At 70.4% G+C, this 23,448-nt stretch carries 19 protein-coding genes and 2 pseudogenes; 9 read left to right on the plus strand and 12 right to left on the minus strand.

All coding sequences use genetic code 11. The features are described 5' to 3' along the window. The first annotated feature begins 60 nt into the window (after positions 1-60). The 4 genes from E5671_RS35365 to E5671_RS35380 all read left to right on the plus strand — a co-directional run bounded on the left by E5671_RS35365 (position 61) and on the right by E5671_RS35380 (position 4,972). Positions 61-1,587 (plus strand): amino acid permease, encoded by a 1,527-nt coding sequence (locus tag E5671_RS35365; protein WP_160507919.1) that lies wholly within the window; start codon positions 61-63, stop codon positions 1,585-1,587. Between the two features lie 55 nt (positions 1,588-1,642). Then, positions 1,643-2,443, plus strand: a complete 801-nt coding sequence (locus E5671_RS35370; RefSeq protein ID WP_336605933.1) for a GNAT family N-acetyltransferase — start codon at positions 1,643-1,645, stop codon at positions 2,441-2,443. A 306-nt stretch (positions 2,444-2,749) separates the two neighbouring features. Next, positions 2,750-3,838 (plus strand): ferredoxin reductase, encoded by a 1,089-nt coding sequence (locus E5671_RS35375; protein WP_160507921.1) that lies wholly within the window; start codon positions 2,750-2,752, stop codon positions 3,836-3,838. A gap of 18 nt (positions 3,839-3,856) precedes the next feature. Continuing rightward, the gene (locus tag E5671_RS35380) at positions 3,857-4,972 is read left to right on the plus strand and encodes a fatty acid desaturase (protein ID WP_160507922.1); all 1,116 of its coding nucleotides are present in this window, start codon (positions 3,857-3,859) and stop codon (positions 4,970-4,972) included. Positions 4,973-5,001: 29 nt separating this feature from the next. On the opposite strand, the gene E5671_RS35385 is transcribed toward E5671_RS35380, so the two are convergent. The 6 genes and pseudogenes from E5671_RS35385 to E5671_RS35405 all read right to left on the minus strand — a co-directional run. Next, positions 5,002-5,439 (minus strand): hypothetical protein, encoded by a 438-nt coding sequence (locus tag E5671_RS35385; protein ID WP_160507923.1) that lies wholly within the window; start codon positions 5,437-5,439, stop codon positions 5,002-5,004. Beyond that, positions 5,436-6,062 (minus strand): hypothetical protein, encoded by a 627-nt coding sequence (locus tag E5671_RS35390; protein ID WP_237330299.1) that lies wholly within the window; start codon positions 6,060-6,062, stop codon positions 5,436-5,438. The genes E5671_RS35385 and E5671_RS35390 overlap by 4 nt, the downstream gene beginning before the upstream one ends. Positions 6,063-6,173: 111 nt before the next feature. Continuing rightward, entirely contained in the window at positions 6,174-6,371 is a 198-nt protein-coding gene (locus E5671_RS35395) for a hypothetical protein (protein ID WP_237330300.1), read from the minus strand. 232 nt (positions 6,372-6,603) lie between these two features. Next, entirely contained in the window at positions 6,604-6,777 is a 174-nt protein-coding gene (locus E5671_RS45570; protein ID WP_237330992.1) for a hypothetical protein, read from the minus strand. A gap of 28 nt (positions 6,778-6,805) precedes the next feature. Next, positions 6,806-7,162: a PRC-barrel domain-containing protein gene (locus E5671_RS35400; protein ID WP_160507925.1), complete on the minus strand. Its 357-nt coding sequence runs from the start codon at positions 7,160-7,162 to the stop codon at positions 6,806-6,808. 412 nt (positions 7,163-7,574) lie between these two features. Continuing rightward, positions 7,575-7,745: pseudogene (locus E5671_RS35405) on the minus strand (CorA family divalent cation transporter); the annotation flags it as partial. 316 nt (positions 7,746-8,061) lie between these two features. On the opposite strand from E5671_RS35405, the gene E5671_RS35410 reads away from it, so the two are divergent. After that, the gene (locus E5671_RS35410) at positions 8,062-8,502 is read left to right on the plus strand and encodes a hypothetical protein (RefSeq protein WP_135331090.1); all 441 of its coding nucleotides are present in this window, start codon (positions 8,062-8,064) and stop codon (positions 8,500-8,502) included. Between the two features lie 254 nt (positions 8,503-8,756). Here the strand turns inward: E5671_RS35410 and E5671_RS46580 are convergent, their stop codons facing one another. Next, positions 8,757-9,284 (minus strand): 2'-5' RNA ligase family protein, encoded by a 528-nt coding sequence (locus E5671_RS46580; RefSeq protein ID WP_336605934.1) that lies wholly within the window; start codon positions 9,282-9,284, stop codon positions 8,757-8,759. A gap of 290 nt (positions 9,285-9,574) precedes the next feature. Beyond that, entirely contained in the window at positions 9,575-10,747 is a 1,173-nt protein-coding gene (locus E5671_RS35420) for a magnesium and cobalt transport protein CorA (RefSeq protein ID WP_160507927.1), read from the minus strand. A 259-nt stretch (positions 10,748-11,006) separates the two neighbouring features. Here E5671_RS35420 and E5671_RS35425 point away from each other — a divergent pair, with 259 nt between their 5' ends. After that, entirely contained in the window at positions 11,007-12,194 is a 1,188-nt protein-coding gene (locus E5671_RS35425) for a winged helix DNA-binding domain-containing protein (RefSeq protein WP_237330301.1), read from the plus strand. Positions 12,195-12,242: 48 nt separating this feature from the next. On the opposite strand, the gene E5671_RS35430 is transcribed toward E5671_RS35425, so the two are convergent. Both E5671_RS35430 and E5671_RS35435 read right to left on the minus strand, forming a co-directional pair. Further along, the gene (locus tag E5671_RS35430) at positions 12,243-12,926 is read right to left on the minus strand and encodes a LysE family translocator (RefSeq protein WP_160507929.1); all 684 of its coding nucleotides are present in this window, start codon (positions 12,924-12,926) and stop codon (positions 12,243-12,245) included. Between the two features lie 54 nt (positions 12,927-12,980). Then, positions 12,981-13,435 (minus strand): annotated as a pseudogene (locus E5671_RS35435) (hypothetical protein). A gap of 234 nt (positions 13,436-13,669) precedes the next feature. Here E5671_RS35435 and E5671_RS35440 point away from each other — a divergent pair. After that, the gene (locus E5671_RS35440; protein ID WP_160510611.1) at positions 13,670-15,367 is read left to right on the plus strand and encodes an AMP-binding protein; all 1,698 of its coding nucleotides are present in this window, start codon (positions 13,670-13,672) and stop codon (positions 15,365-15,367) included. A gap of 703 nt (positions 15,368-16,070) precedes the next feature. On the opposite strand, the gene E5671_RS35445 is transcribed toward E5671_RS35440, so the two are convergent. Both E5671_RS35445 and E5671_RS35450 read right to left on the minus strand, forming a co-directional pair. Continuing rightward, positions 16,071-17,078 carry a TauD/TfdA family dioxygenase gene (locus tag E5671_RS35445; RefSeq protein WP_160507930.1) on the minus strand — a complete coding sequence of 336 codons (1,008 nt, stop codon included), beginning with the start codon at positions 17,076-17,078 and terminating at the stop codon, positions 16,071-16,073. 109 nt (positions 17,079-17,187) lie between these two features. Further along, a complete protein-coding gene (locus E5671_RS35450; RefSeq protein WP_160507931.1) occupies positions 17,188-18,126 on the minus strand; it encodes a TauD/TfdA family dioxygenase in 939 nt (312 codons plus the stop codon). Positions 18,127-18,320: 194 nt separating this feature from the next. Between E5671_RS35450 and E5671_RS35455 the strand changes: the two genes are divergently transcribed. Next, positions 18,321-18,536 (plus strand): MbtH family protein, encoded by a 216-nt coding sequence (locus tag E5671_RS35455; RefSeq protein WP_160507932.1) that lies wholly within the window; start codon positions 18,321-18,323, stop codon positions 18,534-18,536. A 182-nt stretch (positions 18,537-18,718) separates the two neighbouring features. Then, positions 18,719-23,377 carry a non-ribosomal peptide synthetase gene (locus tag E5671_RS35460; RefSeq protein ID WP_160507933.1) on the plus strand — a complete coding sequence of 1,553 codons (4,659 nt, stop codon included), beginning with the start codon at positions 18,719-18,721 and terminating at the stop codon, positions 23,375-23,377. Positions 23,378-23,448: the final 71 nt, after the last annotated feature.

Raw genomic sequence — 23,448 nt, forward strand, 5'->3', positions numbered from 1 at the left:
GGCGGTCCGGCAGCCACCCCGCCTGCACCCCCCATGTCAGCTTTCCTGTGCGGAGAACCGATGACGTCGACAAGAACATCGCGCCAGCAGCCGAACCCGGTCCACGACGACGGGGAGGACGCGCGCATCCTCCAGTCGCTGGGCTACACCCAGCAACTGCACCGCCGGATGGGGGCTTTCGGCAATTTCTCGGCCTCCCTGTCGGTCATCTCGATCATGTCGGGGACCTTGCTGCTGTTCGGCTACGGCCTGAACTCGGGAGGCCCCGCGGTGATCACGTGGGGGTGGCTCGCCGTCGGGCCACTGGTGTTGTGCCTGGCCGCGGCCCTGGCGGAGATCACATCCCGCTACCCCACCAGCGGCGGCCTGTACTACATGGCCCGCCAGCTCGGAGGCGAGCGGTGGAGCTGGTACACCGGCTGGCTCAACCTCCTGGGCCTGCTCGGCGGAATCGCGGCCCAGGACTACGGCATCGCGACGTTCACCGCCGCGTGGATGAACCTGCAATTCGGCTACACGCCGACCCCGGGCTCCCTGCTTGCCCTGTACGCGGTCATCCTCGCGCTGCACGCGGTCCTGAACCTCTTCGGCACCCGGCTGATGAACATCCTGACGTCCGTGAGCGCGTGGTGGCACCTGGCAGGGGCCGTCGTCATCATCGGCTCCCTGGCGCTCGTGCCCTCCGACCACCAGTCGGCCGGCTTCGTCTTCACCGAGTTCACCAACAACACCGGCTGGAGCGCCCCGGTATACGTGATCCTCCTTGGCATGCTGCTTCCGGTCTTCGCCCTGGCCGGCTACGACACCTCGGCCCACCTGAGCGAGGAGACCAACCATGCCTCCGTCGCCGCGGCACGCGGGGTCTTCCGCTCGGTGGCCGTGTCCTGGGTCGCCGGCGGCATCCTGCTGCTGACGCTGCTGTTCGCCATCCAGGACTACACCGCGACACTGTCAGGGCCGACCGGTGTACCAGTGGCGCAGATCCTTCTGGACGCGCTGGGCATGGCGGCGGCCAAGGCCCTGCTCCTTGTGATCATCGTGGCCCAGTTCCTGTGCGGCTACACCGTGACCGCCAGCGCCAGCCGGATGATCTACGCCTTCGCCCGGGACGGTGCCCTGCCCGGATCGGCACGCTGGAAGAAGGTCAGCCGCCGCACCGCCATCCCCGCCAACGCGGTCTGGCTCGCGGTCGCCGTGGCTTTCGTGCTCGCGCTGCCGTCCTTGTATTCCACAACGGCGTTCGCGGCGGTGACCGCCATCTCGGTCGTGGGATTCACCTCGGCCTACGCCATCCCGGTGCTGCTGCGACTGATCCACCGCGACCGATTCACCCCAGGGCCCTGGCACCTGGGCCGCTGGAGCCGGCCGATCGGCTGGGTGGCGGTGGTGTGGGCGGCCGCGGTCACGGTGCTGTTCCTGCTGCCGCAGAGCAGCCCGATCACCGCCACCACCTTCAACTACACCCCCGTCGCCGTAGTGGTGGCCTTCCTCATCGCCGCCCTGTGGCGGCGCTTCGGACGCGACTCCTACCACGTGCCCCGCTCCAGTTCCCCCACCGAGGACAAACAGTTCGAAGGCATCATCTGATGGCAGCGACACCGCGTGCCGCATGTGCAGTTCCTCAACAACCCATGGGAGTACGGTGACTGGCCTCACGGAGTCCATCGAATCGGCACAGCAGCTCACGGTGGCCTGGCGGGCCATGGTGCTCGACCGCGACGCGGACGCGGATGTGCGCGACCTCCCCGGCATCGCCGTCCGCTGGGCCGACTGCCGATTCTCGTTCTACAACTGCATCACTCTGACCGACGCGGGAGCAGGAGCCGATCTCGTCGCACAACGCCTGAGCCAGGCGGCGGACATCATGCGCGCGAAGAAGCACCCGGGCTTCCTGTGGCTCTTCGAGGACCTCCTCGACGACGAGGCTCGCGCCGCGCTGGCCAAGGCGGCCGAGCAGGCCGGCCTGCAGTACGCCTTCCCCGGCAGGGGCATGGCCGGAGACCTGCTGCCCGTCCCCGACCCGGTCCACCCCGACCTGACGTTCGTGCGGGTGCGCACCGACGAGCACTTGCGGGCCTACGCGGACCTCCAGTCACGCGCCTACGGGTTCCCCATGGAGGAAGGCCGCGACGGCCTGGTCGGATCCGCGCACTGGAAGAGTGAGATGTACGCCTACCTGGGCATGCGAGGCGACGTTCCGGTGGCGTGCGCCGCGACGGTGGAAGCGCAAGGCCGCCTCTTCGTCGCCTTCGTCGCCACCGACCCGCAGTGGCAGCGCAGGGGTTATGGCGAGGCGGTCACGCGCAAGGCGTTGTACGAGGGCGCCCGAGCCACCGGGCTGACCCGCGCCACTTTGCACGCGACCGTCGCCGGGGCCCCCGTATACCCGCGTATCGGTTTCACGCCGAACTCACCCATCCACTTCTACAACCTGAAGGAGTGAGCCGACGGGGTCGGCCCACGTTCACGAGGCCGGCCCCAGGGTGGCGGAACTGGCCGGGTACTTGGCGTCGTGGAACCGGCACTGCCTTCCGGCCATTTCCCTCCGGTCCGGCCCGTCATGTCCGCGCAGTCCATCGCGCTGCGCGGATCCCCGATCGCCAGATGCCGCAGGCCGCGCATGGCGGGATGCGCCTCCTCGCCGTGCGTCGGTTCATGCGGTCGTGGTTACGTGGCCTCAGCCGGGCCCGGGACGACTCGACGTACGCAGCACGCACCCGTCGTGCTGCGCCACGAGAGGAATCCGTGCATGCCTGAGTTACCGGCCCTCGCCAGCAGGCTGCTGAACGTGGCCTCCTGGCTGACCAGCCCGCACTCCCCGGACGACTATCTCGGGTTGATCGACCCCCTCCTCGGCGCCCGCTTCCCGGCGGGGCGGGTGACGGCGGTGAGTCCGGAAACGCCGGATGCCGTGACACTCACTCTCCGGCCCGGCCGGGGCTGGTCGGGTCACCGCCCTGGGCAGTACCTTCCGATCGGCGTCGCGATGGACGGCGTATGGCAGTGGCGCACGTACTCCCTCACCTCGGCGCCGGGCCGTGCGGACGGGCTCCTGACGATCACCGTCAAAGTCACGCCTGACGGCAGAGTGTCCCCGCGGTTGGCCCGCCGGACTCCTCCGGGCACGGTGCTTCGACTGGGCCCGGCGCAAGGGGAGTTCGTCCTTCCGGACCCCCTCCCGCCCCGCATCCTTCTGGTGACCGCCGGCAGCGGGATCACCCCGGTCATGGGCATGCTCCGCACACTCATGCGCCGTCGGTCCCCGCGCCCCGATGTCATGCTGGTGCACAGCGCGCCCAGTGCCCGGGGCAGCATCTTCAGTTCCGAACTGCGCTCCGCCAGCGGGCGGTTGACCTGGCTGGACTACCGCGAACACCACACCCGGCCGCACGGCAGGCTCTCCCCGGCCGATCTGGGGCGGCTCTGCCCCGACTGGCGGGAGCGGGAGACCTGGGCCTGCGGTCCGGCCGACCTGCTCGACGCGGTGGAGAGCCAGTGGCACCGGGCGGGTCTCGACGAGCGGCTCCATGTGGAACGCTTCCAGCTCGCTCCGGTCCTGCCGCCGCGTCGCGACGCCGCTTCCGGTGGCCGGGTGCTGTTCACGCGTACCGGTACCGAGGTCACCGCGGGCGCGGCCACCCCGCTTCTCGCGGTGGGCGAGTCGGCGGGGGCGGTGATGCCGTACGGATGCCGGCGCGGCATCTGCTTCGGCTGCCTCACGCCACTGACGTACGGACTCGTGCGCGACCTGCGTACCGGCGAAGTCCACGACCGTGCCGGCCAGATGATCCAGACCTGTGTCTCCGCGGCAGCCGGACCGCTGGCCCTCGACGCCTAACCACCCCAGGAGTTCCCCGTGACCGTCCCTCCGCGCGCGACGACCGAGACCGCGACGACCGAGACTGCGACCACCGAGACTGCGACCACCGAGACAGAGTCCGGCTTCGACAAGGAACTCGGTGAGGAGCTCGACCGGATCCGCTCCGAAGTCATCGCCGCGCGCGGCGATGACGACGCCCGCTACATCCGTACGGTGATCGCCGCCCAGCGCGGCCTGGAAGCGGGAGGCCGGGTTGCCCTGGCCGTATCGCTGTTCCCGCCCGCCTGGGCAGCGGGCACCGTGATGCTCTCCGTCGCCAAGATCCTGGAGAACATGGAGCTGGGCCACAACATCCTGCACGGCCAGTGGGACTGGATGGGAGACCCGGCGATCCACTCCACCACCTGGGAATGGGACTTCCTCACCCCCGCCGATGCGTGGAAGCACACCCACAATCACCTGCATCACACCTGGACCAATGTCGTGGACCGCGACCGGGACCTCGGCTACGTCGTCTTCCGGATGAGCGCCGACCAGCGCTGGCGCCCGCGGCATCTCGCCCAGCCGCTCTACAACTTCGCGCTCGCGCCGCTCTTCGAGTGGGGCATCGCCCTCTACGACCTGGAGCCCGATGCCGTCGCCTCCGGCCGGAAGACGTGGCGTTCCCTCGCGGCCGACCTCACCGGGTTCCTCACCAAGGCCGGCCGGCAACTCGCCAAGGACTACGTGCTCTTCCCGCTGCTCGCGGGGCCCTCCGCCCTGCCCTGCCTGATCGGCAATCTCACCGCCAACACCGTGCGCAACATCTGGTCGCACACCATCATCTTCTGCGGCCACTTCCCCGGCGACGTCCAGACCTTCACCGAGGAGCACATCGAGGACGAGACACGTGGTCAGTGGTATCTCCGGCAGATCCAGGGGTCGGCCAACATCGAGGGCGGCCCGCTCTTTCACATCCTCAGCGGAAACCTGGGCCACCAGATCGAGCACCACGCCTTCCCCGATCTGCCCAGCAATCGTTATGCCGAGATCGCCCCACGGGTGCGGAAACTCTGCGAGAAGTACGGCATCCCGTACGTCACAGGACCGTTGTGGCGGCAGTACGGCTCGACCTGGGGGCGCATCCTGCGCTTCGCCGTGCCGAGCCGCTGACTGCCGACGGAGTGCTGGACCGGGATGCGCTACATGCGCAGCAGCAGTTCCGTGGTCTCCCTGTACTGCTGTAGCGCGAGACGCAGTTCCTCCGTCTGCGCCGCGGTGTCCTGGCCCCGCCAGCCCGCACGCAGGACACGGTGCCGCTCCGCGAGGGTCGCGGTCAGCTGGGACACGGCTTCCTCGAAGACGTCGTCGGCCTCCTCAAGCGCCTGGCGCGGGCTCTCCACGAAGGCGTTGAGGGCCTGTTGCAGCCGCATGGTGAGCTTGTCCCGATCGCTTTGGGGGAGCAGCACGAGGCGGGGGGTGTGGTCCGGTTCGTCGGCGCTGATGACCGGCCGATCGGGTGTGCGAGCCGGTTCGGAGCGGGGCGTCTGCGAGGCGTGCTGCTCGGCGAGGTTCGGCCGCTCGGCGAGGTTCGGCCGCTCGGCCGGGGGCTGTTGTGCGCGTTCCTGGTCGTACATCATCCTGTGCCCGTTCCCTTCGCGTGGCGCCGGGTCTGTGTCCACGGCGTGCGGCCGCGGTCGTCGGGGGATTGCGGGCGGCGCCGGTGCGGGTCCGCCGACTGATCGGTGACCAAGGCCTCGAAGAGGGCGCGGGCTTCGATCATGGCTTCCCGCATCTCCTCGGTGCCGCTCTGGCCGCGGGCGGCCGTGTGCAGGCTGCGGTAGCCGTCGACGTAGTGGGCGTGGCGGACGGAGAGCGCGGCGAGCTGCTCGTCGAACTGGTCGCCGCCGGGATAGCCCCGGTCCGCTGCCAGCCGGGCGAGAAGAGCGTCGGCTTCGGCGACCGCCTTCTGCGGTGCGTCGACGAACTGCTCCTGACAATCGGCCCATTGGGCCACGTAGTGTGCGCGGACCTCGGGAGGCAGCGTCTGCTCATGGAGTGAAAGGTGACGCCTGACGCGATCGCTGAGTTCCTGCTCGGCTGCCTTGACGTCACCGTCGTGGCGGTCGACGGACTGCTGGTACTCGGGGCCGAATCGCCGCTTCAGGCCGCGCCTGCCACCGCCGGGAGGCCGGGTGCGTCCGAAGTAGAGGAGGGTGCCCGCCGCGATGACCACCACGGAGATGATCACGACGGTGGTCACGGCTGTTCTCTCCGGCTCGGGACTCGCGTGCTGCTCTGCTTCATTTCCCTCAACCTCTTTTGTTCCCTTTTGAGTTGTGTCCTGCTGGTGCGCTGGTGCCTGCGTCGGGGTTCAGCGGCGGAAGGCGTCCTTGGCCTTCGGTGATCCGGCCCGTGAGGGTGTCATGCGCGGCCGCGGATGAAGCTGGCGCCGGGTGCCGCTGCGACTGCCGCCGCGGCTTCGCATGAAGACCCCGAAGATCACCAGAATCAGCAGGATCAGCAGAATAAGGAGAATCCACAAGATCATCGCCGGGTCTCCAGGACGCACGGAATGGTTCCTGGTATCCGCGGGGTCCGGGCGAAGCGGGAAGGTGGAATGCGTCGCCGAATGTTCGGGAGTGGCAAGGCCTTACGCCGTGCCGCCAGTCAACGCCTGGAAACGACCCCTGTCAACGGCCCTGGAGCAGCGTGGGGTTGACAGCGTGCGGGACTGGACGGCGGTGGCGAGTGCTTGCCGGGACATGACCGAGGGCAATGCCTCCTTCCTCGGGCCCCGCGTTTCAACGAAGCGGGTGGTGGCGCCGGCCGGAGGTCCGCAGATGCAGAGCGAGGTACACCAGGGCCGCGATGAACACCACGATGCCGATGACCAGCAGGTAGAACAGCCCTTCGGCGACGGCGCCGATGATGCCGAGCACCATCGCAGCGATGACGAGGATCAGGAAGAGCGTCACGACTTCAGGCACCTCCTCGATGGGCCGGTCAGCGGCGGGCGAGCTGCCGCTCACCGTTCGCGCCGGGCTGGTAGGGCAGGCCGTAGTGCGCAAAGACCGCGGCTTCGTCCTCGGCGGGCAGGACGTCGTCCGTGCCCATCGCCGGGCACTTCTTCACCAGCGACCGGTCGTAGTCGACCTTGACGTAGCCGGGGCCCACGATCGCGTCGGTCAGCGGGACGAAGACCAGGTGGCGGCGGGTGGGCAGCCCGACCTGGACGGTGGCCATGGCCGGCTCGTCGGTGCTGGTGTCCACGTAGACGGCCTCCAACGTGCCGATCTTGTGACCACCCGCGTCGACGACATCGTGGGTCCGCCACTCACGGATGTCCGCGTTCTGGATCATCCCGGGTTCCCTTCGCCGGTGGCGTGTCCGAGCCGGTTCACTTCTAAGCCTGCCTCGCAAAACCCGCCCGCACCAGCCATCAGCGGACCAGGACGCCCGCGAGGAGATCCGGGAGGCGCACCGTGCCCAGCTTGATGCCATGAGGGAAGGGGATACGGCGGCGCTCGACGACCTGCAAGCTGAGACAACGACTCCGGCGTATACGCGCCGGAGTCGCCCTTCCGGGCGGTTGCACGTGAGAGTGAACCAACCCACATTCGATATTACTACGGTCAGTGCGGCGGGCCGAGTTCAAGTACGACGACCACAAGCCCGTCGAATACCGCTCCTCCGTCGCCGACGCCTTCCCCGGCACCCTCGTCGCCGGCAGGGGAGCGGCTTGAGGAGCGATTGCCTGATCCTAGAGCCAGTCTCACCGCTTGAAGATGAAGTACAGGCTCACGCAGACCACTGCCATCAGGCCGATCGCGAACGGATAACCGGACGCCCATTGCAGCTCCGGCATTTCGTCGAAGTTCATGCCGTAGATAGTTCCAACGAGTGTAGGAGCAAACAGAATTGCCGCCCACGAAGAGATCTTTCTGAAGACGTCGTCCGCAGGGCGCTGACCTGCGGAAAGCGGCCAGGGAGGGTGCTCTGGGAGGCGTCGCCCCTGGTCGAGTCCGGTTCCTGGCTCGTCATGGCGGCTACGCGCGGTATCGGAGGGCGCTTGGCCGGGAGGGCGCGCAGATTGCGCACCCGGCTCGGCTGGGTCGGACTACGCGGCCGAGCAGGGCGACGGCGTCGGCGAGGCCCACCGCAATCGCTTGTCGTCCACAAAGCCAGCCTGGTGTCGCAGCGCTGTTGGCCGACCGGGGCCCTGGTGCGCGGGTGGCGGCCGGGCAGGCTAGTTTGCCTGGATGAGTCTCCTTGATGATGTGGCTGAGCGCGACGGCTGGCGGTGCTGGGTGTGTGACGAACCGGTCGACCCCGACGAGTCGGTGAACGACCCGCGGGGGCCCAGTGTCGACAGCCGGACCGCCGATCGGAAGGCCAAGGTCGCCGAGCGGCTCGCGCACCGCGGGTGCAATAGCCGCAAGGGTGCGGTCAAGGTGGTCATCGCCTGGCCGGAGCGCCTGTACGTAGTCGAACCCGCGCCGCTGATCGCCGTTGGCGACAGGCTGGAGCGCAAGGGGGGCCGCGAGATGGTGGGCCGTTGTCCGACCAGGAAGGACGCCCAAGAGGCGGCGGATTGGCTGGTGGACCGGTTCTCCCGACTACTACCGGGGGTGCCGGTGACCGCCGGCATCGAGGCGGGCGGCGGCCAGTTCCTCGTCATCCTGGCCACCGGCCGCCGCTGATCGGGGATCACCCCTCAGCCAAAGACGGCCGACGCCGGGGCGCTGGGCGCGGCCGAGGAACTTGCCGTGGCAGCGGACGCGGCGCTCGCCCTCGCCCTCGGCGTCGGGCGAGTAGACGACTACGCACCGAGGTGTGGCTGTGCAGGTTGTTCGGTCGTGTGCGCAGTTCGACTGGTCCCCGGGATATGGCCGAGGACGGGGTGCCGACCTCGGGCTGTGTCCGCGGCCAGGGGCGAGGGACTGGCGGGCGGTGTTTACGGCCCGTCCGGGACGCCGAGCGGCACGGTGAACCGCGGCTGCCAGCCTTCCTCCGTCAGCACCACCAGCTGGACCGCCGTCGCACGGGTGTGCAGCGGCAGCAGGCTGCTGATCGCAGCGCGGACATGGGCGGCAGCTGTCGGGTTGTCCGCACCCATAGCGACCGTGAGATGGGCGGCGGGCTGCGCCCCGAAGCGGCCCTTGTACGGGCGCAACCCGGGCCACTGGGTGCGGAACGCATCGACGATCGTTTGGAGTCCCGGAACGGTGACGGCGACGAAGCCGGACGCCGTCACGACCTCCTCCAAGAGCAGATCAGCTGCCGGGAAACTCGCAGCCAGGGCACGCACGCCCTTCTCGTCCTGATCTGTCAGCGCCGATTCCGGCACGAACGGGTAGAGGAGCGAGACGTGCGCCGGCACCCCACGACGCACCAGAGCCGGGTCGATACGCCACGCCGCATCGAGGAGCGGGGCGGCATCGGGCAAGACAATGACGACGGCAGTGGTCCCTGGCTCTGGCACGCCGTCATCATCGCAGGCCAGTCCGCTACTGCGCGCGTTGCACTGGGAGGTGGGCGAGGGTAACGAGTGGGTCGAGGCGGTCGCGGCCGACGTGTCGGCTGGCGTACGGCAACGCGCTGCGCGCTGCGCGCCAACAGGCGATTGCAGGAGGGCGCAGGCGCAGCGCTCCAATTCTGCTGGGTGGATGGCTTGTTCACCCAACGCGCGGCGTACGCGTGCCACGAGGTCCATGAGTGCTTGTGCTACGCGCGCCCTGTGCCGTGCTGACTTCTTGGGGAGAATAACCGCCACTAGAGCCAGTCCCGCCGCTTGAAAATCACGTACAAACTGGCGCAAACAATCCCCATGAGGCCAACCGCGAAGGGGTATCCGAACCTCCAATCCAGCTCCGGCATGCGGTCGAAGTTCATGCCGTAGATCGTTCCGACGAGGGTCGGGGCGAAGAGGATGGCGGCCCACGAGGAGATCTTCTTGATCTCCTCGTTCTGTTCGAACCCCGCCTCCGCCAGCGCCCGCATCTCCGCGTTCTGCTGCTGTGTGACGAGTGTGGAGTTGACCGTGAGGATGTCGGTGAGGGCCTGGCGGAAGCCGTCGACTCGTTCGCTGGTGTGCGTGACGTGGTCGGCTACGTCGCGCAGGTAGCGCTGGAGTTCCTCGTCGGTGCGGTACTTCGCGAAGCCTGCCATCAGGGAGTGCAGCATGGCCACCAGGGGGCGGGTCGCCCGTTGGAACTCGACCATTTCCCGGGAGAGTTCGTAGATGCGGCGGGAGACCTCCGGGTCGCCCCTGAAGACCTCGGTCTCGATCTCGTCGATGTCGTTCTGGACTCCGGCCACGACCGGGGCGTACCCGTCGACCACCGCGTCCAGGATCGCGTACAGGACCGCCTCGGGGCCGAGCTTGAGGAGCTCGGGGCTCTCCTCCATGCGGCGGCGTACGGCGGTCAGGTCCGGGGCGGCGCCGTGGCGCACCGTGATGACGAAGTCGGGGCCCACGAAAACGTGCAGTTCGCCGAAGTCGACCTCCTCCGGGGCGTCCAGATAACGGGCCGCGCGCAGGACTACGAAGAGGGTCTCTCCGTAGCGCTCCAGCTTCGGGCGCTGGTGGGCCTCCATCGCATCCTCGACGGCCAGCTCGTGCAGGTCGAACTCGGCGGCCAGCGAGAGGAGTTCGGCCTCCGTGGGGCGGGCGAGGCCGATCCACGCCATGCCCTCGTGTTGCTCGCGCAGCTCCCGGAAGGTGTCGGCGAGGGAGGAGGGAGTCGCGACGCGGACCCCGTCACGGTAGAGCGCGGCCTGTACGACACTCGCGGCTTCCGGCGGTGCGGGGGAGGGGTGCGCGGGCGTGGCCTCGGGGGCTCCGGAGCCCCCGTTCCCTGAGGCCGCAGAGGCCCCGGCCGGCGCGGTGCGCCGCCAGCCGTGCCTCTTCGCGCTCGGTGCGGGCCGGGGCCGGCGCTCCGCCATGCTGGCTGCCTCCGTTGTCGGGCGGTGTCGGATGGGGTCGAATGGGGTCGGGTGAAGTCGAACGTGTGTCTTGATGGCTTCGAAGCAGGATATACGTCCCAAAAGGCGCGGGCTTGGCGACATCTCGACGCTCCTCCCGGCACGCTTTTTGGTGCGCTTCTCGATCCCGCCCCCATCCCGTTCCCCCATCCCGTTCCCTCGCCCCGTTCCCACCGCTTGCGGGCCGTCGATGTCCGCAAGTCCGGCTAGCGTGCGGAGCATGACCAAGACGCCGAGTACGCCCGTTACGCCGAAGTCGACGAGCCCCCTGGCGAAGGCGGCCCAGCGCCCCGCCCCCGTACTCGGCACACGCGCCCTCAACCGCGCCACCGTCGACCGTCAGCTCCTCCTGCGCCGCTCGGCCGACCTCTCCGTCGAGGGTGCCGTTGCCCACCTCCTCGGCCTCCAGGCGCAGAACGTGAAGCCGCCCTACTACGCACTCGCCGCCCGGCTCGAAGGGTTCGACCCGGAGGCGTTGTCGGGGCTCCTCGCCGCGCGCGATCTCGTACGCATCGTCACGATGCGCTCCACCATCCACCTGCACACCGGCGACGACGCCCTCACCCTGCGCCCGCTGGTCCAGGCCGCGCGCGACCGTGAGCTGCACGCCTTCCGTAAGGGGCTGACCGGCGTCGACCTCACGGAGCTCGCCTCGCTCGCCCGCGCCGCCGTCGAGGAGGAGCCACGGACGATGAAGCAGTTGCGGGAGATCCTGCTGCCCCGCTGGCCCGACGCCGACCCGCAGTCGCTTGCCGTCGCCGCCCGCTGTTCGCTGCCGCTGGTCCAGGTCACCCCGCGCGGGCTGTGGCGGCGCAGCGGGCAGGTCGCGCTCACCACCGTCGAGCACTGGCTCGGCCGACCGAGCGAGCCGGTGCCCGCACCCGACGCCACCGTCCTGCGTTACCTCGCCGCGTTCGGGCCCGCCTCCGTCAAGGACATGCAGACCTGGGCAGGGCTGACGCGGCTGCGGGAGGCGTTCGAGCGGCTGCGGCCCCAGTTGCGTACGTTCCGCGACGAGGACGGCGTCGAGCTCTTCGACCTCCCCGACGCGCCACGCCCCGACGCGGACACACCGGCTCCGGCGCGCTTCCTTCCCGAGTTCGACAACCTCCTGCTGTCGCACGCGGACCGTGGCAGGGTCGTGCCGGCCGAGTACAAGGGCCGTTCCTGGAAGGGGAACTTCGCCTACAGCGTCTTCCTGGTCGACGGCTTCCTGGCGGGCGTGTGGCGCGTCGAGGAGGGCGCGGGAGAAACCAAGGACTCCGCAGTCCTCACCATCGAACCGTTCGGCACCCTCACCAAGGCGCAACGGCACGAACTGACCGAAGAAGCCGACCGGTTGCTGAGCGGCCCCATGAACCGGACAGCCACGTACGACATTCGTTTCGGCACGGTCGTCGAGCGCTGAACGGCGAAGGCCTCAGTCCACGCGAAGGCCTCAGCCCGCGCGAAGGCCTCAGTCCGCACGGCCCGTCGCCGCGACCGTCACGCCGAGCCCGATCATCGTGACGCCCCCGGCCCCGCCGATCAGCGAAAGGCGCCGCTCCGAGCGCGCGAACCACGTGCGGGCCGCGGACGCCGTAAGACCCCACAGGGTGTCGGTGACAAGACCGATGCTGATCGGGATCAGACCGAGGAGCAGCATCTGCGCGGGCAGATGACCCGCCGAGTGGTCGGCGAACTGGGGCAGCACCGCCGCGAAGAACACGATGCCCTTCGGGTTCGTCACGCCGACGAGCGCGCCGTCCATGACCGTACGCAGATCGAAGCGCAGATTGGCGCGCGGAGCGGTGTGCGGAGCGGTGCGCGTCTCGCCGGGGGAGCTCGCCCCCATGGACTGTGCCCGCAGTTCCTTGCGGTGCCGGAACGCCTGCACGCCGAGGAACACCAGATAGGCGGCCCCCGCCAGCTTCACCGCCATGAACACCGCGGCCGACCGCTCGACGAGCGATCCGACGCCGAACGCGACCGCGACGACCAAGACGTACGACCCGAAGAGGTTGCCGAGCGCCGTCGCCACGGCGGTGCGTCTGCCATGGGCAAGGGCCCGGCCGATCACGAACAGGACGCTCGGCCCCGGGATCACGATCACCAGCAGCGACATCGCCGCGAAAGCGAGGAACCGGTCCGTGGACACCATGCCCATCACCCCCTCCAGAGCCCATTCAATTTCAACAGTCAATCACTGCCGCGCTCAGGGTAGGAACCCCGCCCTCCGCGCCGCCACCACCGCCTCCAGCCGCGTGTGCGCACCCAACTTCCGCATGGCCGCCCGCAGACAAGCCTTCGCCGTCTCCGGCCGCAGCCTGAGCCTCTCCGTCGTCGCCGCCGAGGCCAACCGGTCGCACACCGCCAGCATTTCGGCCCGCAGCGCCGGGTCGGCGATCCGCGGGGCCAGTCCCCTGAGCGCGCCGTGCGCCTCGCGTACCTGCTCCCAGGCGGGGCCCGCGCCCTCCTGCGGCTCCCGCGCCGCCGCGCCCCGAGCGCAGGCCCTCCGCGGCCACCGCGCTGTCGTACTAGGCCGCACAGTGCACGCGTACCCGTGCCCGTCAGCTCACCGATCCGCACGTGCCGCTGCCCCTCGACGAGACCCCCGAAGGCCACCGGCAGCCCCGCGCCGCGCCGCAGCCGCAGCAGCGCCGCCCGCATCTCGACTGCCTCGCCTCCGTCAGCCGTCACGCGCCAGCCCTTTCACTTCGGGCCACTCCACTCCTCGACACCCCCGTCCGGGGGTGGTGAGACCTGCATCACGGATTACACGATGTTGCGTAGCGTCCGGCAATGACTCCGGCGAAGAGCCCGGCAAAGCTGCCGGGTATCGGAACCGGCGACGAGGAGAGCGCAATGACGAGCACGGGCACGACGAGCACGGGCACGACGGGCATGGACACGACGGGCTCCAGCGGAACGGAACAGTTCCGCACGGCCCGGGACTTCCTGCTGCGGCATCGTGAGGATTACGAGGCTGCGTACGCGGGTTTCAGCTGGCCCCGGTTCGAGCGGTTCAACTGGGCGCTGGACTGGTTCGACGCGATCGCCGATGGCAATGACCGCACGGCGCTCCACATCGCTGAGGAGGGCGGGGGAGAAGAGCGGTTCAGCTACGCGGAGTTGTCTGCACGCTCGAACCAGGTGGCCAATTGGCTGCGGGCGCAGGGCGTCGTGGCGGGCGACCGGATCCTGGTGATGCTCGGCAACCAGGTGGAGCTGTGGGAAACGGCGCTCGCGGCGATGAAGCTGCGCGCGGTGATGATCCCGGCGACGCCGCTGCTCGGGACGGTTGATCTGCGGGACCGGATCGAGCGGGGCAGGGCGCGGCATGTGATCACGCGTGGGGAGGACGCAGGGAAGTTCGAGGGTGTGCCCGGCACGTACACAAGGATCGTGGTCGGGGAAGGTTCCGTCTCTTCGAGCGAGGGCTGGCTGTCCTATGCGGACACGGCATCGGCCGCGCAAGCCTTCGAGCCGGACGGCCCCACGGAGGCCGACGACCCGCTGATGCTGTACTTCACCTCGGGCACGACATCGCAGCCGAAGCTGGTGGAGCACACCCATGTGTCGTACCCGGTGGGCCACTTGGCGACGATGTACTGGATCGGGTTGAAGCCCGGCGACGTACACCTGAACATTTCCTCGCCGGGCTGGGCCAAGCACGCCTGGTCGAACCTCTTCGCCCCGTGGAACGCCGAGGCGACGGTGTTCATCTACAACTACACGCGCTTCGACGCGGGCCGCTTGATGGCGGAGATGGACCGCGTGGGCGTCACCAGCTTCTGTGCACCTCCGACGGTATGGCGGATGTTGATCCAGGCGGACCTGGGTCAACTGCGTACGCCGCCACGGGAGATCGTGGCGGCCGGCGAGCCGCTGAACCCCGAGGTGATCGAGGCGGTGAACCGCGCCTGGGGCGTGACGATCCGGGACGGCTTCGGCCAGACGGAGACCGCGGTCCAGGTGGCCAACTCCCCGGGCCAGCGCCTGATCCCCGGTTCCATGGGCCGACCCAGCCCCGGCTACCGGGTCACGCTCCTGGACCCGATCACGGGCGAGCCGGGAGCGGCGGAGGGCGAAATCTCCCTGGACCTCTCGGCAGGGCCGGTCGGCCTGATGACCGGTTACCACGGCGACCCGGAGCGCACCGCAGAGGCGATGGCGGGCGGCTACTACCGCACGGGTGACATCGGTTCGCTCGACGCCGAGGGGTACCTCACCTATGTGGGGCGCAGTGATGACGTCTTCAAGTCCTCCGACTACAAGGTGTCGCCCTTCGAGCTGGAGAGCGCGCTCCTTGAGCATGAGGCAGTGGTGGAGGCCGCGGTGGTGCCCGCGCCGGACGCGCTGCGGCTTGCAGTCCCGAAGGCGTACGTCGTACTGGCGAAGGGCTGGTCACCGGGCGAGGAAACGGCAGAGGCGATCTTCGAGTACACCCGGTCGGTGCTGGCTCCGTATAAGCGCATCCGGCGCATCGAGTTCACGGAGGAGCTTCCCAAGACGATCTCCGGCAAGATCCGGCGGGTCGATCTGCGGGAGCGGACGGCGTCGGGGTCGGCGGATGAGTGGCTGGAGCGTGGAAAGCGGTGAGTTCATGCCAGAGCGGCGCCCGCCCTCCAACGCCGATTTCGCCTTCGGGGGCGGGCGCCCGCTGGCGCGTGGGCGTGCGGCATGCCCGAGGGCGCGCTGGAACCGGGCGATTGCACCGTCGGCGCCACTCCCGCAAAACCTGGCTCATCGAGGAGATCCCCGATGTCGCCCAGGCCTGGCGCCTCGGGCACGCCATGAGGTGGGTGACGCTCGGTGCGTTGGCCGGTGGGCGGGGCCCCCTTTCCGCGGTTGCGCGAGCCGCAGCCAGGGACGAGGTGCTTGGGCAGTACGTGCTCGGCCTCGTAGCCCTTGTGGCGGCCGTTGGCGCCACGGCTGGCCGATAACCCCGAGCGCCGCACACCAAGGGCGATCACTCCGGACGCGTGCGCCGTCGCCTCCTCCTGCCAGGGAGCAAGTCAGGCGATCGGCGGGCTGTGGCGGCGCGGATGACCGACCGTCCCCGCGATCACCTATGGCCTTGGGCGAACTTGCCGCGCATGGAGCGTAATTGCCCGCCCGGCAGTGACCACGTCGGGCTCGCCCGTCCTCGGCTGCTCGTGATGTGCCGTCGCGGTGGCCAGGGCCCCGTCGTACGAACGCGGTAACGCAGCACCGCCGTCGGCCTGGCCTGGCCTGCGGCGGTGCTGCGTGGCGCTGTGGAGGTCCGCATCGTCACCGACCGGCACGACCCGTCGCGTGCGGATCAGTCGAGAACGCTGCCGTTGCCGGGGCGGCTGCCGCGGGTTCGGCGGTTGTCCAGGAGGACGAACGTGCGGTGCAGCCAGCGGTCCTGGCCGTCGTAGCGCGGGGTGAAGGCCGAACGCCCGTGAATGGCGAGGCGGTTGTCCACGAACACCATCTCGCCGGAGCGCAGCGGGACCGACGTCGAGGCTTCGACGAACGCGTCCCGCAGTCGCTCCAGGGCCGCCGCGGCCTCGGTGTCGACGGCGGCGGTGGCGTTGAAGTCCACCTTGACGTTGGGGTCTTCGGGGTCTCCCGTGAGCACCGCGTGGGCGACGGCCGAGTCCCCCGACCGGAAGGACGGCGGCGGCACGGTGGTGAAGCGTTCCTGGTGCAGCACCTCGCGGGTCGCGGGGTCGAGCAGGCGCAGCGTGCGTCGGAACGACGAGACGAGGGTGCCGGCCGCGTTGTCGGGGTCTGCGCGCAAGCACAACAGGCCCACGAAGTCGGGGCGGTGCGGGTGGAAGGCGTTCTCGACGTGCAGCTCCAGCGGTGTGGAGCCCGCGTTGCTCTGTGACGACTCGCGGCCCGGGACCGGCACCACATTCTGCACGAGGGCGCCCGACTTCTCGTTGCGGTAGGCGGCGATCTCGCCGAGCTCCGCCGCGATCAGTACGGCGACGGCGGCCGGGACCGTGGCCTCCCGCTCCACCGACTCCGGAACCGTCGGCGTCGTGGGCAGCACCTCCGGGTCCACCGGCAAGTTGCGCAGCAGGAGGGTGCCGTCCTCGCCGGGGTCGTGCCGGTAGGCCCGTACGACCTGGCGCAGCCTCGGCGGCAGGTGGGCGGAGAGTTCCCGGGCCGCGGCCACCCACTTGGCGTCGTCGATCAGCTCCGGAGTGGTGGTGGCCAACTGCTGTGCCACAGCGTCGAATTCACGGCGCTCGGGGTCGGTCAAGGTCAGCGAGAGCGGTGCGTCGGCGTCGGCGTCGGACCGGACCGCCCCGGGATCGGGGGTCGCTATGGACATGCGTCTCCTTCGGGCCTGTGCTTGCGGGGTGCGTCGCCCGACGGGGCCTCGGCGGCCGTCCGGGCGTGCGGGAACGTGCGTACGGGAGCGTGCGTACGAGAGCGGGCAGTCAGCTGGACATGGCCACAAGGACCCGGCGGCTGCCGGTGAACGAGCGGCGGCCGTGGCCGACCAGCACGTTGTCGATCAGCAGCAGGTCACCGGCGTGCCAGTCGACGTCGACGGCGGCGGCCAGGCCGCGGTCGCGCACCTGCAGCACGTACGCGTCGGGGATCGGACTGCCGTCGGCGAAGCTGACGGACTGCGGCAGTTCGTCGGCGGGCAACACCCGGGCCAGTGCGGCCGCGTCCTCGCCGAGCGCCGCCGGGTGCCACTGGTCGGACTGGTTGAACCAGACCTCCTCGCCGGTCACCGGGTGACGCAGCGTGGCCGGGCGGTCCTGGGTGACGCGCAGGGCGTCGCCGGGGAGCCACGTCCAGTTCGAGGCGGTCGTGGAGAGGAACTCCTCGACCGCGTCGCGGTCCTCGGTCTCGAACGTCTCCTGCCAGCTCTTGCCGAGGCCGCGGCCCCCGTGCAGGTTCTGCGTGTAGCGCACCCCGCCGGCGAACGCCTCGCGCACCTCGTCGTCCAGCGACGCGAGCCACAGTGCGCCGTTCACCACGGGGGTGGCACCGCCGGTTTCCGGGGCGGTGTGGCAGAAGAACAGCAGCCGGGACGGCCAACGGTGCGCGTACGAAAGCTCGTTGTGCATCGAGATGACGAATTCCGACGGATATTCCGTCGACGTGTAGACGTTCCGTCCGACCTTGGTGCGCGGGGAATTCCCATGCACATAGGCCGCCCGGTCGGGCAGCAGACGGTCCATGACGGTGTCGAGTTCGTCGGGGTCGACGCCGAAGCCACGGAACACCAACGCCCGTTCCTCGGTGAGTCGTTCGGCAAGGTCGGGAAGAGCGTCGAGATACGCGGCGAGCCCTTCGGCGCCAGGTTTCGCGCCCACGCTCGCCGGGGTGATCTCCAGTGGTTTCCAGTTCCGGTGGTCCGGCATCCCGGCCTTCCCTTCTGCGCCCCCGCCGAGGCGTGTGGAATGCGATTCGCCGGACAGCTTGCGGAGCGTTTCTATACCGGCTCTACATGCCGGTGCGGCCCGATATAGAAGCCCTATAGCGCCAGTTCACAGACTCCCGAACGCCGATACGAGCAGATACGACACGTTCGAAACCCAACCGATCAGGGAGCGACATGGCCGAGCAGAACACCGACGCGCAGACCTACCTCGTCGTCCTCAACGACGAGGAGCAGTACTCCATCTGGTGGGCCGAGCGGGAGCTTCCGGCGGGCTGGCACGCCGAGGGCACCCGCGGCACCAAGGAGGAGTGCCTCGCGCACATCGGCGAGATCTGGACCGACATGCGCCCGCTCAGCCTGCGCCGCCGGATGGCGGAGGCGGCGGGCTGACCGCAGAGGCCCGCGCGGAAGCGGAGGCCCGGGGCTGAGCGGAGGCCCCCGCCCCGCTCCCCCCGCCCTCCCCGCGCCCCCCCCGCGCTCGCACTCCCGCCGACACCGGGCTTCTCAGCCCTCTCGTCCGGCCCGCACCTCACTCCGCCCACCCACCGCACACGACCCCACGGGGAGCACTTGTGGCACGTCAGTCGCCCCTCCACCTTCTCTTCTCGGACCTGGCAGCCCAGGCCCCGGACCGGACCGCCCTCGTCGACGGCGACGGCGGGCGCGGGATCGGTTACGCGGAGCTCGACGCGGAGGCCAATCGGCTGGCGCACCTGTTGTGCGCGGCCGGTGTGGGCCGGGGATCGCTCGTCGCCGTGCACCTGCCGCTCTCCGCGGACCTGCCGACGGCACTGCTCGCGGTCTGGCGGGCGGGCGCGGCGGTCCTGCCGCTGCCGGCCGACGTGCCGGATGAGGGGCTGCGGGCGCTGCGCCGGTACGCCGAGCCGGCGGCCGTCCTGACCCAGGGCAACGCGGCGGCCGCCCTGCGCGCCGGAGCCGGACCGGCTCCGGTGATCGACCTCGACGCCGAGCGCGACACCTTGCGTTCCCAGGCGGCCACCCCGCCCGCGGTAAGCGTCGAGGACGACGATCTGGCCTGGGGAGTCCAACTGGCCGACGATGGCCAGTATCTGATGGCGGATCACGCGACCGTCGCACACCACGTCCGCTGGACCACCCGCCGCTTCGGTGTGACCGACGCGGACCGTGTGCTGTGCACGCCCTCCGGCCTCGCCTCCTACTGGCCGCTGTTCACCGCCCTCACCACCGGTGCGACCGTGGTGACGGCCACGGCGAAGGCCCCCCTCGCCCACACTGTCGCCGGCCACGGCGTCACCGTCATGCCGATCGCCGCCTCCGGTCTCGACGCCGCCGCGGCAGAAGGTGACTGGGCCGCCTGCGGCGCCCTGCGCCTCGTCCTCGCGGCAGGAAGCCCCGCCGGTCCCGCCCCCACCGCTGTCGTCACCGCGGCCGGCGCCCAGGCCTGGCAGGTGTACGGCCCCGACAGCGGTGCGCTCGCCGTCACCGCGTGCCCTGTGGAAGGCGGGTCCGGCGATGCCGCGGCCGCCGCATCCCTCGGACGGCCGGTCGACAAGGTGCGCGTGCTCGTGCTCGACGCGTACGGAGACCCGGTACCCCCCGGCGTTCCGGGCGAGCTGCATGTCGCCGGTTCCGCGGTGGCGCGCGGGATCCTCGGCGACCCGCTCGCCACGGCCGAGCGGCTGCGGCCCGCCCCCTTCGGGGCGCCGGGCTCGCGCATGTACCGGACGGGCGACGAGGTCCGCTGGCGCGCGGACGGCGCCGTGGAGCTCCTCGGCCGGGTCTCCGATGGCGCACAGGCGCCCGCCGCCTTCGCCGCCGAACTTCCCGGGCGGCCGGTCCACGCGGCCCCGGTCACCTCCGCCGAACGCGCCGTCTGCCAGACGTGGTCGGAGCTGCTCGGCATCGCCGACATCGGCCTCGACGACAACTTCTTCCAGCTCGGCGGACACTCCCTCGTCCTCACCCAGCTCGCCGAAATGCTGCACAGGACCACCGGCCGCCAAGTGGTGCTCGCCGACCTCTTCGCCGCGGTCACGGTCCGCGAGCAGGCCGCGCTCGTCGACTCCGCAGCCGCCGTCGAACCCGCCGTCACCCCCGTTCCCCGCGACGGGGAACTCCCGCTGTCCTTCGGCCAGCGCCGGCTGTGGTTCATGAACACGATGCACCCCAAGAGCCCGGAGTGGACGGCGCCCCTCTTCATCCGGCTCTCCCCGGACATCTCCGCCGACGCCGTCCGCCGCGCGCTCGACATCCTCGGCGAGCGGCACGAGGCGCTGCGCACCCGTTACGCCTCCCGCGGCGGCGAACCCGTACAGATCGTCGAGCCGTACACGCCGGTCGAGCTGCGGGTCGTCGACGGCGAGCGCGACGACCTCCTCCCCGTCTACGCCGAGCAGTTCGAGGCGGGCTTCGACCTGGAGGGCGGTCAGGTCTGGCGGGCACTGCTCGGCCGGGCCCCCGGCGAGGACCAGCTGCTCCTTGTCACCATCCACCACGTCGCCTGCGACGGCTGGTCATCGGCGGTCCTGGAGGACGAGTTCCGCACCCTGTGCCGTGCCCTGCACGCCGGTGAGCCGACCGACTTGCCCGAACTGCCGGTGCAGTACGCGGACTTCGCGTCCTGGCAGCAACAGTGGCGCACCACCGAGCGGCTCGCCGACGACCTGGACTTCTGGCGCCGCACGCTCGACGGCATGGCCCCGCTCGAACTGCCCACCGACCACCCGCGCCCCCCGGAGCGCGACCCTCACGGCTCCGTCGTCACCTTCAGCATCCCGCAGCCCCTCGTCGACGCCGCGACCGCGCTCGGCCGCCGCAACGAGGCCACGCCGTTCATGACGCTCCTCACGGCCTTCGGCACCCTGCTCGCCCGGCACACCGGGCAGTGGGACGTCGTCGTCGGAGCCCCCGTCGCCGGCCGCACCCGGCCCGAACTGCGCCCCATGGTCGGCTTCTTCCTCAACTCCCTCGTCCTGCGCTGCCCCTTGGAGGCCGGACAGTCCTTCCAGGACGCCCTCGGCCGGGTGCGCGGTGCCTGTCTGGACGCCTTCGCCCACCAGGAAGTGCCCTTCGAGCACCTCGTCGAGGAACTGCGCCCCGAACGCGACCTGTCCCGCACCCCGCTCTACCAGGTCGCCTTCAACATGCACGACGAGCAGCTCACCGGCGGCATGCCCGACCGCACCGACCTCGACTACCTGCGCGGCGCCCGCCAGGTCTCCAAGACCGACCTGACCCTCTACGTGCGGCGCGAGGCCGACGGCACCTGGACCGGCGCCCTCGAATACGCCACCGCCCTGTTCGAGCACGCCACCATCGAGCGCTTCGCGGACCACTTCGTACGCCTCCTGGCCTCCGTGACCGCCGCCCCCGCCACCCCGCTCGCCGAGGCCGACATCCTGCCCGACGCCGAGCGCGCGCAGCTCCTCGGGGAGTGGAACGCGACCGCAGAGGAGTTCCCCGCCGGCACGGTCCTCGACCGGATCGAGGCCATGGCCGCCGCCCGCCCCGACGCCCCGGCCGTCCTCGCCGCCGACGTACGGCTGACGTACGGCGAACTCGACGCGTACGCCAACCGCATCGCCCATCATCTCGCCGCGCAGGGCGCGGGACCGGAGACCGTCGTCGGCGTCTGCCTCGACCGCGGGCCCGACCTGGTCGCCGCCCTCCTCGCCGTGTGGAAGACGGGCGCCGCCTACGTCCCGCTCGACGCGACCAACCCGGCCGAGCGACTGCGTCACGTCCTCACCGACAGCGGGGCGGCGTTGCTGCTCACCGACTCCGCCCTCGCGCACGCAACCGACGGCTTCACCGGCACCCGTGTCCTCCTGGACCACGAGCGCGCGGCGGTCGCACAACGCCCCGCCGACGCCCCGCCGCGGTGCGGCGACCCGGACGCCCTCGCCTACGTCATCTACACCTCCGGCTCGACCGGCACCCCCAAGGGAGTGATGGTCACCCACGGCGGCCTCGCCAACCATCTCGGCTGGGCGGCAAGGGAGTTGATGTCCGACGGCGACGGCGGAGCGCCCCTGTTCTCCTCCATCGCCTTCGACCTGCCCGCCACCAACCTGTACGTGCCGCTGATGACCGGCGGCCCCGTGCACGTCCTGCCCGCCGATCTGGACCTCGCGGGCCTTGGCACGGCACTGGACGCCGCCGGACCGTTCGACTTCGTCAAGCTCACCCCCGGCCATCTGGACCTGCTCGCCCACCAGCTCGACGCCGAACAGACGGCCCGCCTCGCGAGGACCGTCCTTGTCGCGGGGGAGGCGCTGTCCGCAAGGACCGCCAACCACTGGCTGACCGCCCTCGGCGGCCACCGGCTGATCAACGAGTACGGCCCCACCGAGGCGTCGATCGGCTCCACCGCGCACCCGGTCACCGAGCCCTACGACGGCCCGGTCCCGCTCGGCGGCCCCCTGCCGAACACGACCGCCCACGTCCTCGACCCCGCGGGGCACCCTCTCCCCGTCGGCGTCGCGGGCGAGCTGCACGTCGGCGGGCACGGCGTGGCCCGCGGCTATCTGGCCCGCCCGGCACTGACCGCGGAACGCTTCGTGCCCGACCCGTTCGGCCCGGCAGGATCCCGCCTCTACCGCACCGGCGACCTCGCCCGCCGCCTCCCAGGCGGCAGCATCGAATTCCTCGGCCGCATCGACGACCAGGTCAAGCTGCGCGGCTACCGGATCGAACTCGGCGAGATCCGCGCCCAGTTGACGGGCCTTCCCGGTGTCCTTGACGCCGTGGTCGTGCTGCGCGACGACGACGCGGGCGAAAAGTCCCTGGCCGCCTACCTCGTCCCGGACGGCCCTGCCGACCCCGACCTGACCGCCGTACGCGAAGGGCTCGCGGCCGTGCTCCCCGAGTACATGCTGCCGACCGCCTACGCCGTCGTCCCGGCGATCCCGCTCACCTCCAACGGCAAGGTCGACCACCGCGGCCTGCCCGTCCTCGACCTGGCGAGGGGCGCCTACCGGGCGCCGTCCACGCCGACCGAGGAACGCATCGCCGAGATCTGGGGCGAGATCCTCGGCCTGGAGCGGATCGGCGTGCACGACGACTTCTTCGCACTGGGCGGACACTCCATCCTCGCCATCCGGATGACCTCCCGCCTCCAGGACGCCTTCGACGTCGACCTGACCATCCGGACGGTCTTCGAGCAGTCCACCGTCGGTGGACTCGCCCAGGCGATCGAGGAGCGGATCAGGGCCGAGATCGACCAGCTGACCGATACCGAACTCGCCTGACCGCGCGAGCCGTCGACTCACCGCCCGACGAACCGGGCCCAGTGACATACCCGTTGAGGAGCGGAAAGACC

The organism is Streptomyces sp. BA2 (genome assembly GCF_009769735.1).
In the GTDB taxonomy this organism is placed as follows: domain Bacteria; phylum Actinomycetota; class Actinomycetes; order Streptomycetales; family Streptomycetaceae; genus Streptomyces.